Below are 11,394 nucleotides of genomic sequence, written 5' to 3'. Positions count from 1 at the left end.
ACAGGCCTGTCTTATAAATGTTTTAAAGTGTGATTCATTTCACAAAAATACTACTCCTCCGCCGGCTACATATCAATAACATCTGCATAAAAAAATGTCGATTATCAGCAAATGCTGCGATAAGCGACAACGATTGCCGGCGGTGATTCCCGGCCCCGTGCCGCTTATGCTATTCTCTGCACCATCATCCTTTGCGCAGGCATGCCCCCTTGGAGGAATCATGGATCATCGCCTATTGGAAATCGTCGCTTGCCCGGTCTGTAACGGCAAACTTTATTACAACAAAGAACGACAGGAACTGATTTGTAAGTCCGATGCGCTGGCTTACCCTTTGCGCGACGGTATCCCTGTGCTGCTGGAGAGCGAAGCGCGTGCCATCACATTGGACGAGACCAATTCATGAGTTTCATCGCCATTATTCCCGCCCGTTTCGCCTCCAGCCGCCTGCCCGGTAAGCCGCTGGCCGATATCAACGGCAAACCCATGGTGGTGCGCGTCATGGAACGGGCGCAAGCCTCCGGCGCTGATCGGGTCATTGTCGCCACCGATCATGTCGGCGTGGTCGAGGCGGTAGAGCGGGCCGGCGGCGAAGTGTGCCTGACCCGCCCCGAGCATCAGTCCGGCACCGAGCGGCTCCAGGAGGTCATCGACAGATACGACTTCGCCGACGATCGGATAATCGTCAACGTGCAGGGGGACGAGCCGCTCATTCCGCCGCAAATCATTCGGCAGGTGGCGAATAATCTGGCGGGCGCCGATGCCGGTATGGCCACGCTGGCGGTCCCCATCACCACGACGGAAGAGGCATTCAACCCCAACGCGGTCAAAGTGGTGGTGGATGCGCGCGGTTACGCGCTCTATTTCTCACGCGCCACGATCCCCTGGGATCGCGGAGGGTTTGCCCGCCGCCGCGAGCACCTCTCCCACGGTCTGCTGCGTCATATTGGTATTTATGCTTACCGCGCCGACTTTATCCGCCGCTATGTCAGCTGGTCGGCCAGCCCGCTGGAAAAGATTGAGATCCTCGAACAGCTGCGCGTCTTGTGGTATGGAGAGAAAATACATGTCGCGGTAGCAAGCGTGGCGCCCGGCATGGGCGTAGACACGCCGGAAGAGTTGGCGCAGGTTCGTTTGTTGCAGCAGCAATTGGAGTAACCGTCCCGTGCTGTACGGCGCGGGGGCCAATCGAGATTTCCGCGCCGATTTCCCGCCTTTGTTTGATCTAACGCGACGTTTTTTAGGCCATTCCTCCCCATGATGTTGGCTGTGCCGCGCGGTGCGCTGGTCTAATCCTGTGCCGAACATAAGGTTAGCGATGTCATGGAACAATTACGCGTTGAGTTAAGCGCCGTTTTAGGGGAGCTGTTGAGCCGGCTTGAACGCATCAGCGAGCAACCTTATGCCCACTTGTATGCTATGTACGACAGGGAGGGCCATGCGCTTTCCCTGGTGGCGAAAAGCTATTTGTGCCCGGGCATCGCCCAGCAGGAAGCCTACAAGCTGTCGATGCTGGCCCGGGAGGGCGAGATACGGCTGCCGACGGTATATGGCCTGATTTTATCCCAACATCCCCCCTACAAAGAGCTGCTCTTAATGGAACGGCTGCCGGTCTAGGCGCCGACCCGCACGCCGGAACGCTGGCAGCAGCTTCAGGAGCAGATCGTCGATGGCATCCTCGCCTGGCACCGCATCGACAGCCACGGCCTGGTAGGGACCGTCGACAGTACCCAGGAGAATCGCTGGCCTGCATGGTATTCACAGCGGATCGAGGTAATTTGGTCGACCCTGAGTAAAGTCTCGGCGCCGTTGCTTTCCCATGACGATCGAGTATTGCTGTTCCGCACCCGGCAGTATTTGCCGCGGCTCTTTGACGACTTCAACGAGGAGTGTGTGCTGGTACACGGCAACCTGTCGCTGCGCAGTATGCTTAAGGATCCCCGCAGCGACCAGCTGTTGGCGATGTTGAATCCGGGGACGGTGCTGTGGGCACCGCGGGAATACGACCTTTCGCGGCTGAGCGACGAAGGAATGAGCGAAGCGCTACTGTTTCATTATCTCAGCCGCGCGCCGGTGGCGGAGGCGTTTCTTTGCCGACGCTGGCTGTACGCCATCTGGGAGGCGGCGGCGCGCTATATTCACACCGGCCAGTTGGACCACGACCTGTTCGTGCGCGCGGGACGCGAACTGATCCCGTGGCTGGACTAAGGCGGAAGCCAGCGGCGCACGAGGCTGGCAGCACGAAGGGCTTAGCATCGATGGGCGTCCAGGGCGATCCGCTATGCCCAGCAGCCGTTGCCAGGCTTGGCCGAGGGTTTCATACCAGACGCGCTCGCTGTGGCCCAGCCACAGCGGCGAGGGCAATATCTTTTCCTGCGGCTGTAGGGGGCTCTCGATCGCGAGCTGATTTGCCGGCACCGGCAGCGGCTTAAGCCCTGCGGCGGTAAAAAAGCCCATCGCCCGCGGCAGATGATTGGCTGAGGTGACCAGCATCAGCGGCGCTTGCCCCACCAGCATGGCGACGCTTACCGTTTCCTGACGGGTGTCCCGCGGGCTATCGAGCACCACAATGGCCGATGCCGGCACTCCCAAACTCTGCGCCACGCGCGAGGCGGCCTCGGCGCTGCTGACGGGATTGCCGGGCGCGGCGGCGCCGGTAAACACCATCGTCGCGCCAGGGTGGGCGCGCCATTGACGGATCCCTTCCGTCACGCGTAGCAAGCTATTGTTAATCAAATTGGCGCTGGGCGGCCAATGGGGATTCCAGGTATAACCCCCGCCCAGGACCACAATCCACTTCACGGTTTCGCCGAGGGGCTGCCACGTGGGATAATGGGCCTCCAGCGGGGCCAGCAGGCGGTCGGCAACCGGCTGCTGGCTCAGCGCCAGCAACACCAGCCCGGCGCCCATCACCAACAGCAGCAGCGGTAACGGTAACAACAGACCGCCGATGAATTTTTTCAGGGTAAATAGCATGGCGTATCGCTCCGATTGAGTGAAATGTAATCAACCAGCCGCAATCCGGCGCTGGAATGATTCATTCTACGTCAGCCTGTGACAAAATAGGCTCCTCGCGTCCACCGGCGACAAAACATCTTGTCCCGCCGTGGCCGACCGGAGTCTTTAATGATACAGGATCGCAATTTCGACGATATCGCCGAAAAATTCGCGCGCAACAGCAGGCGATAGCGCTGGGGGTGGAGCGGCGCTTTCGCTGTGTACACGGCGCGATACAGGATATCGCAACACATTTGGAAAGGCCGGCCGATCTGATATTGTGTCATGCGGTACTGGAATGGGTCATGCAGCCCGAAGCGTTGTTGCAAATACTTAATCAGTTCCTGGCCGGGGATGGCGCGTTGTCATTAATGTTTTACAATAAACACGGCCTGGTGATGCGCAACATGCTGTTGGGCAATATGGCTTTTGGCGCGGCCGGTATGCCGAAAAGGAAAAAACGGTCGTTGATGCCCGACCATCCTTGCGATCCCGACGACGTGTATCGTTGGTTGGAAAAATGGGACTGCAGCCAATATAGGCAAAAGCGGCGTGCGGGTGTTTCATGATTATCTGCAGAATAAACAGCAACAACAGGATGAATTTATCGCACTGCTGGCGATGGAACAACGCTATTGTCGGCAGGAGCCATTTATAAGTATGGGGCGTTATATCCACGTGATGGCGCGTAAACCCACCCTGAAGGACGCACTATGAGTGAATTTTCCCAGACTGTACCGGACCTGGTCGCCTGGGCCCGGAAGAATGATTTCTCACTATCGCTGCCTATTGACCGGCTGGCCTTTGTGCTGGCCATCGCCACGCTCAATAGCGAGCGCATGGATGGTGAAATGAGCGAAGGGGAATTGGTGGATGCGTTCCGTTACGTCAGTGAAGGGTTTGAACAGACTCAGGAAACCGTAACCGTACGCGCCAACAACGCCATCAATGATCTGGTGCGTCAGCGTCTGCTCAACCGTTTCACCAGCGAGCTGGCGGAAGGGAACGCCATTTACCGCCTGACGCCGCTCGGTATCGGCATTAGCGATTATTACATTCGCCAGCGCGAATTCTCCACGCTGCGGCTGTCGGTCCAACTGTCCATTGTGGCGCAAGAATTAAAACGGGCGGCGGACGCGGCGGAAGAAGACGGCGACGAATTTCACTGGCACCGGCATGTGTTTGCGCCGCTGAAATATTCGGTGGCGGAAATTTTCGACAGTATCGATATGACTCAGCGCATCATGGATGAACAGCAGCAGGGGGTGAAACAGGATATTGCCGCGCTGCTTAATCAAGACTGGCGTGCCGCCATCTCCAACTGCGAATTATTGTTATCGGAAACCTCCGGCACTCTGCGCGAGCTGCAAGACACGCTGGAAGCGGCGGGGGACAAGCTTCAGGCCAACCTGCTGCGCATCCAGGATGCGACCCTGAACCATGACGAACTGCAATTCGTCGATAAACTGGTGCTGGATCTGCAAAATAAGCTGGATCGGATTATTAGTTGGGGCCAACAGGCGATCGATCTGTGGATTGGCTATGACCGGCACGTACACCGCTTTATCCGCACCGCCATCGACATGGATAAGAACCGCGTCTTCGCCCAGCGCCTGCGCCAGTCGGTGCAGAACTATTTTGACGCCCCCTGGGCGCTGACCTACGCCGACGCCGATCGGCTGATGGACATGCGCGATGAAGAGCTGGCGCTGCGCAATGATGAGGTGACCGGTGAGTTGCCGCCGGATATGGAGTACGAAGAATTCAACGAGATCCGCGAGCAGATTGCGGCGCTGGTGGACGAGGCGCTAGGGGTGTACAAGCAGCAGCAGCTGCCGCTCGACCTTGGCGCCGTCATGCGCGATTACCTGGCGCGTTATCCGCGCTCACGCCATTTCGACGTGGCGCGCATCGTGGTCGACCAGGCGGTGCGCCTGGGCGTGGCCAGGTCAGATTTTATAGGGTTACCCGCCCACTGGCAGGTAATCAACGATTTTGGCGCTAAGGTACAGGCCCATGTCATCGATGAGTATTGAAGAAAGTCTGCCGGTAAAACTGGCGAAAGCGCTGTCCAACCCGTTATTTCCGGCCCTGGACAGCCAGCTACGCTCCGGCCGTCATATCGGCATTGAAGAGTTGGATAATCATGCCTTTCTGATGGATTTCCAGGAGGAACTGGAGGGCTTCTACCGCCGCTACAATGTGGAGCTGCTGCTCGCGCCGGAAGGGTTCTTTTATCTGCGCCCGCGTTCTACCACTTTGATACCGCGCTCGGTGTTATCGGCGCTGGATATGATGGTCGGCAAAATCCTCTGCTATTTGTATCTGAGCCCTGAAAGACTGGCCCATGAAGGCATCTTCAGCCAGCAGGAACTGTACGATGAACTGTTGAGCCTGGCCGATGAGAACAAACTGCTGAAGCTGGTGAACCAGCGCTCCACCGGTTCAGATCTGGACAGGCAAAAGTTGCAGGAGAAAGTGCGCGCCTCCCTTCACCGCCTGCGCCGGCTGGGTATGGTCTGGTTTATGGGCAACGACGCCAGCAAATTCCGTATTACGGAATCGGTTTTCCGCTTTGGTGCCGATGTGCGCGCCGGCGATGATCCGCGCGAAGCGCAACTGCGGATGATTCGCGACGGTGAGGCGATGCCGCTGGAGAACGCCCTGTCGCTCGGCGATGATCAGGATGAAAACGATGAAAATGAGGCGCTTGCCGGCGAAAGCGCGGATGGCCACGAGGATGAACAGGCATGATTGAACGCGGCAAATTCCGCTCACTGACGCTGGTCAACTGGAACGGCTTTTTCGCCCGGACTTTTGATCTGGATGCATTGGTCACCACCCTGTCCGGCGGTAACGGCGCGGGTAAATCTACCACCATGGCGGCGTTTATTACCGCCTTGATCCCGGATTTAACCTTACTGTATTTTCGTAATACCACCGAAGCCGGCGCTACCAGCGGCTCGCGCGATAAGGGGCTGCACGGCAAGCTGCGCGCCGGGGTGTGCTACTCGGCGCTAGAAGTCGTCAACTCCCGCTACCAGCGCGTGCTGGTCGGCGTGCGCCTGCAGCAGATAGCCGGCCGCGATCGCAAAGTGGACATCAAGCCGTTCATGATCCAGGGGCTGCCGGTGAAAATAACCCCCACCGAGATCCTGACGATGACGGTGGGCGATCGCCAGGCGCGCGTGCTGCCGCTGCAAGAGCTTAAAGAGCGGGTTGAAGCTATTGAAGGCGTGCTGTTCAAGCAGTTCCACTCCATTACCTACTATCACTCGCTGATGTTCGATCTTGGCGTAGTCCCGCGCCGGCTGCGCTCCAGCGCTGATCGCAGCAAATACTACCGCCTGATCGAGGCGTCGCTGTACGGCGGTATTTCCAGCGCGATCACCCGGTCGCTGCGCGACTATTTGCTGCCGGAAAACAGCGGCGTGCGTAAGGCGTTTCAGGACATGGAGGCGGCGCTGCGCGAAAATCGCCTGACGCTGGAGGCCATTCGCGTCACGCAATCGGATAGAGATTTGTTCAAGCATCTGATATCCGAAGCCACCGCGTACGTGGCGGCGGATTATATGCGCCACGCCAACGAACGGCGCCTGCATCTGGACGATGCCCTGACGCTGCGCCGCGACCTGTACGCCAGCTGTAAGCAGCTGGCCTCCGAGCAGTATCGCCACGTCGATATGGCCCGGGAGCTGTCGGAAATCAGCGGCGGCGAATCAGATTTGGAAACCGATTACCAGGCCGCCAGCGATCACCTGAATTTGGTGCAGACCGCGATGCGCCAGCAGGAAAAAATCGGCCGTTACCAGGAGGATTTGGAGGAGCTGACCTTCCGCCTGGAAGAACAAAATGAAGTGGTGGCCGAATCCGCCAAGCAGCAGCAGGAGAACGAAGCGCGGCTGGAGGCGGCCGAGCTTGAGGTGGATGAACTGAAAAGCCAGCTGGCGGATTATCAGCAGGCGCTGGATGTGCAGCAAACTCGCGCCATCCAGTATCAGCAGGCGCTACAGGCGCTGGACCGCGCCCGAGAGCTGTGCCAGCTTCCGGCGTTGACCTGGGAAGACGCCGCGCCGGCGCTGGACATGTTCAAGGAGCGCAAACAGGAAGCGACCGAGCACCTGCTGAGTCTTGAGCAAAAAATGAATATGGCCGAGGCGGCCAGCAGCCGTTTTGAACAGGCCTATGGCTTGGTGGTGAAAATCGCCGGGCAGGTTAGCCGCCGCGACGCCTGGCAGACGGCCCGGGAGCTCCTCCGTGACGCCGCCGCGCAAAGCCACCAGGCGGAGCGGCTGCACGCGCTGCGCAGTCAGCTTAACGAGCTGGAGCAGCGGCTGCGCGAACAGCAGGACGCTGAACGGTTGCTGCAGGAATTTTGCCAGCGTATGGGCCAGGATTATCCCGCCAAGGCCCTCGACGCGGTGCAGCAGGAACTGGAGGCGCGGGTCGAAACGCTGTCGGCGACGGTGTCCGAGGCCGGCGAGCGCCGCCTGACGCTGCGCCAGACGCTGGAGCAGACCACCGCGCGCATCGAAGAACTTACCGTGCGCGTCCCGGCCTGGCTGGCGGCGCAGGATGCCCTGACGGCGCTCAGTGAGCAAAGTGGCGAAGCGCTGACCAGCAGCCGCCAGGTGACGGATACCATGCAGCTCCTGCTGGAACACGAGCGGGAGACCACCGTGGAACGCGACGAGGTCGCGGGACGCAAGCGGCGTATCGAGGCGCAGATCGAACGTCTCAGCCAGCCGGGCGGCACGGAGGATAGCCGCCTGACCTCGCTGGCCGAACGTTTCGGCGGCGTGCTGCTCTCGGAGATTTATGATGACGTTACGCTTGACGATGCGCCGTATTTTTCGGCGCTCTATGGCCCCTCCCGCCACGCGATTGTGGTACCGGATCTGTCGCGGGTGCGCGAACAGCTGGACGGTCTGGAGGATTGCCCGGACGACCTCTATTTAATTGAAGGGGATCTGCAGTCGTTCGACGATAATGTGTTCGGCGTGGAAGAGCTCCAGGAGGCGGTACTGGTCAAAGTGGCGGACCGTCAGTGGCGCTACTCGCGGTTTCCCGCGGTGCCGCTCTTCGGCCGCGCCGCGCGCGAAAGCCGGTTGGAAAATCTCACCGCCGAGCGCGATGTACTGGCGGAACGTTACGCCACGCTCTCGTTCGACGTGCAAAAAATTCAGCGTCAGCATCAGGCGTTCAGCCGCTTTATCGGCGCTCACCTGGCGGTGGCGTTCGAAGCGGATCCGGAAGCGGACATGCGCGCGCTCAACGCCCGGCGCGGCGAGTTGGAGCGTGAGCTTAGCGACCACCACGGGCAGAATCGGCAAAGCCGGCAGCAATACGATCAGGCGCGTGAGGGGCTGCAACTGCTCAACCGGCTTATCCCCCGGCTCGGTGTCCTGCTGGACGACCAGTTGCAGGACCGGCTGGAGACGGTACAGGCCGACTGGCAGGACGCGCAGGAGGCGGCGCGTTATTTGAGTCAGCACCAAAAAGCGCTGGATCAACTTGAGCCGCTGGCGGCGGTGCTGCAAAGCGACCCCGAGCAGCACGAACAATTGCGCGCCGACTATGAACAGGCGCAGCAAACCCAGCGCCAGGCGCGGCAGCAGGCGTTTGCCCTGACAGAAGTCGTCCAGCGCCGCGCCCACTTCAGCTATTCCGATTCTGCCGGCATGCTGAACGAAAATAGCGATCTGAACGATAAGCTGCGCCAGCGCCTGGAGCGCGCGGAGGCCGAGCGCAGCCAGGCGCGTGACGCGCTGCGCGCCCACCAGGCTCAGCTTACGCAGTTCAGCCAGGTACAAGCGTCGCTAAAAAGCTCTTACGAAGCCAAGCAGGATATGCTCAAGGAATTGATGCAGGAGCTCCACGACATCGGGGTGCAGGCCGACGCCAATGCGGAAGCGCGCGCCCGCGAACGCCGGGATCAGCTGCATATGGCCCTGAGTCAGAACCGCGGTCGCCGCAACCAGCTGGAAAAACAGCTGACGTTCTGCGAAGCGGAAATGGACGCTTTACAAAAAAAATTGCGCAAGCTGGAGCGTGATTATTATCAAACCCGCGAACAGGTGGTCAGCGCCAAGGCCGGCTGGTGCGCGGTGCTGCGCCTGGTGAAGGAAAATGGCGTGGAGCGCCGCCTGCACCGTCGCGAGCTGGCCTATATGGAAGCCGAGAATCTGCGCTCCATGTCGGATAAAGCGCTGGGCGCGCTGCGCCTCGCGGTGGCGGATAACGAACATCTGCGTGATGTGCTGCGGCTGTCGGAAGACCCCAAGCGGCCGGAGCGCAAGATCCAGTTCTTTATTGCGGTTTACCAGCATCTGCGCGAGCGTATTCGTCAAGATATTATCCGCACCGACGACCCGGTGGAAGCCATTGAGCAGATGGAAATCGAGCTCAATTGCCTAACGGAAGAGTTGACCGCCCGCGAGCAGAAACTGGCCATCAGTTCCAAAAGCGTGGCCAACATTATCCGTAAAACTATCCAGCGCGAGCAGAATCGTATTCGCCTGCTCAATCAGGGGTTGCAGGCGGTCAGTTTCGGTCAGGTGAAGAGCGTGCGCCTGAACGTCAGCGTGCGCGAGGCCCATGCGACGCTGTTAGATGTGTTAAGCGAGCAGCAAGAGCAGCATCAGGACCTGTTCAGCAGTCAGCGCCTGACGTTTTCCGAAGCGTTGGCCAAGCTGTATCAGCGGCTGAACCCGCAAATCGATATGGGGCAGCGCACGCCGCAAACCGTCGGTGAGGAACTGCTGGATTACCGCAACTATCTGGAAATGGAAGTGGAGGTCAACCGCGGCGCCGACGGCTGGCTGCGCGCGGAGAGTGGAGCGTTGTCCACCGGCGAAGCCATCGGTACCGGTATGTCGATTCTGGTGATGGTGGTGCAAAGCTGGGAAGAGGAGTCCAGCCGGCTGCGCGGCAAAGATATCTCGCCGTGCCGACTGTTGTTCCTGGATGAAGCCGCGCGGCTGGATGCCAAATCCATCGCCACGCTGTTCGAACTGTGCGATCGTTTGCAGATGCAGCTTATTATCGCCGCGCCGGAAAATATCAGTCCGGAGAAAGGGACTACCTATAAATTGGTGCGTAAGGTATTTAATAATCAAGAGCATGTACACGTGGTTGGATTGCGCGGCTTTGGCGCCGAGCAGGCCGCGCCGCCGTCGACTGCCTTGACCGAGACCGACAGTCAGGCCGGCTGAGGTTTTTGACCGCGGGTAGGCCAGCGATTGACTGAGATGCTTGAGCCCGGCTGACCGCCGGTAGGTCGAGATTTCAGCCCCCGGCCGCATTTCGGCTGATGGCGGTGTTTAGCCGAGATCGGCCGTCCATGGGCAGCAGTTGCCGACGCCGTTTGAACAGGGGCAGCGGTTGCCCACGCCAATTGAACGTGGTCATTGCGTGTGCCGACAGGCTCGCCATCCCGGTGCGCGCGAAAACATGCCCTAACCCTTGCCCTTCGCCGCCGCGATGGCGCCCTTTATAGCAGTGCGACGGTCGGTAATTTCCTGCGCGCGTCCCGCTTATTGCTGCATCAGGCTGAGGGGAGTGCGCCGGCCCGTCTTGCGCTGGCAGTGCCGCGCTTTTTCATCCCGCCCGTTTCATTACCGCCGGTCATGCAGCCGTCTGCGGCAATAGCGTGACTCCCTCCTTAGTCGGCGTTGATAGCGCGATGAATGAAAACGCTCCCGAGTTGATGACTCGTCAAGGTAACCCCTTCGATTACCGCTGGTTCACCGTGGTGTATAGCGCGCGTCGGAGCGCTTGAACGCTGTCGGCAACGCTTCGCGCCGTGCCGGAGAACTTCTCCATTTTAGGCGGCAATCAGCCTCTGTCGGCGCATAGCGTCCACGGAGAGAGGGGCTCATTGGGCGTCGCGACGCGGGCCGCGTGAGGATGCCGCCGAAGGCATAGCACAGGGAAAATGGTCAAAGGGTAACCGCTTCGCAGGGTTTCGCTTTGGTTTAGTGCGCAGATTTCCTTTTCTGCTTATATACTACGGTGAACAAGGTCAAAAAAAACATGATAAATTAACTGCTTCACTACAGGGGACACAGGATGTTAGTCACGAAATCTGCGTGGTTGCGCCGTGCGATGATGCGTTGCTTGCTGCTGACCGGTATGTGGGGTGGCAATCATTTCTGGACTCTCAAGGGGAACGATGGACTAGCCGGAAGCCCTTTACTGGCGCGGCTTACAGTGATTTTACTGATTCTGGATTCGTCGCAAAAAAATGAGCGGAAAATGATTTTTTTGCACTATATTCTGGACTGGATTGGCCGTGGTTTGAGTAAGTTTGAAAGCCGTTTAAACAGTTTTTGATTAACGATTTTGTTGAAAAAGATACACAATGAATTTATAATTCGAGCCCGTACCGGATTCCGTGTA

General features: G+C 59.1%; 6 protein-coding genes and 3 pseudogenes. 8 read left to right on the top strand and 1 reads right to left on the bottom strand.

Annotated features, from left to right (window positions below; translation table 11 throughout):
* Window positions 1–220: 220 nt before the first annotated feature.
* From ycaR to SOPEG_RS14325, 3 genes and pseudogenes are all read left to right on the top strand, one after another.
* Window positions 221–403, top strand: a complete 183-nt coding sequence (gene ycaR, locus SOPEG_RS14335) for a protein YcaR (RefSeq protein ID WP_025245854.1) — start codon at window positions 221–223, stop codon at window positions 401–403.
* Window positions 400–1,155: a 3-deoxy-manno-octulosonate cytidylyltransferase gene (kdsB, locus tag SOPEG_RS14330; protein ID WP_025245853.1), complete on the top strand. Its 756-nt coding sequence runs from the start codon at window positions 400–402 to the stop codon at window positions 1,153–1,155. The genes ycaR and kdsB overlap by 4 nt, the downstream gene beginning before the upstream one ends.
* A 165-nt stretch (window positions 1,156–1,320) precedes the next feature.
* Window positions 1,321–2,205 (top strand): annotated as a pseudogene (locus tag SOPEG_RS14325) (YcbJ family phosphotransferase).
* Between the two features lie 54 nt (window positions 2,206–2,259).
* On the opposite strand, the pseudogene elyC reads toward SOPEG_RS14325, so the two are convergent.
* Window positions 2,260–2,973, bottom strand: a pseudogene (elyC, locus tag SOPEG_RS14320) (envelope biogenesis factor ElyC); the annotation flags it as partial.
* A 191-nt stretch (window positions 2,974–3,164) separates the two neighbouring features.
* Between elyC and SOPEG_RS29730 the strand changes: the two are divergent.
* From SOPEG_RS29730 to SOPEG_RS14295, 5 genes and pseudogenes are all read left to right on the top strand, one after another.
* Window positions 3,165–3,711: pseudogene (locus tag SOPEG_RS29730) on the top strand (class I SAM-dependent methyltransferase); the annotation flags it as partial.
* Window positions 3,708–5,030, top strand: coding sequence for a chromosome partition protein MukF (gene mukF, locus SOPEG_RS14310; protein WP_025245850.1), 1,323 nt, complete (start codon window positions 3,708–3,710; stop codon window positions 5,028–5,030). The pseudogene SOPEG_RS29730 and the gene mukF, both read left to right, overlap by 4 nt.
* On the top strand, window positions 5,011–5,748 hold the full coding sequence (gene mukE, locus SOPEG_RS14305; protein WP_025245849.1) for a chromosome partition protein MukE: 738 nt from the start codon (window positions 5,011–5,013) through the stop codon (window positions 5,746–5,748). The genes mukF and mukE overlap by 20 nt, the downstream gene beginning before the upstream one ends.
* Window positions 5,745–10,208 carry a chromosome partition protein MukB gene (gene mukB, locus SOPEG_RS14300; RefSeq protein WP_025245848.1) on the top strand — a complete coding sequence of 1,488 codons (4,464 nt, stop codon included), beginning with the start codon at window positions 5,745–5,747 and terminating at the stop codon, window positions 10,206–10,208. The genes mukE and mukB overlap by 4 nt, the downstream gene beginning before the upstream one ends.
* 856 nt (window positions 10,209–11,064) lie before the next feature.
* A complete protein-coding gene (locus SOPEG_RS14295; RefSeq protein WP_025245846.1) occupies window positions 11,065–11,328 on the top strand; it encodes a hypothetical protein in 264 nt (87 codons plus the stop codon).
* Window positions 11,329–11,394: the final 66 nt, after the last annotated feature.

The sequence above is a fragment of the Candidatus Sodalis pierantonius str. SOPE genome (assembly GCF_000517405.1).
Taxonomy (GTDB): Bacteria; Pseudomonadota; Gammaproteobacteria; order Enterobacterales; family Enterobacteriaceae; genus Sodalis_C; species Sodalis_C pierantonii.
This window is presented reverse-complemented; position numbering and strand designations above follow the sequence as displayed.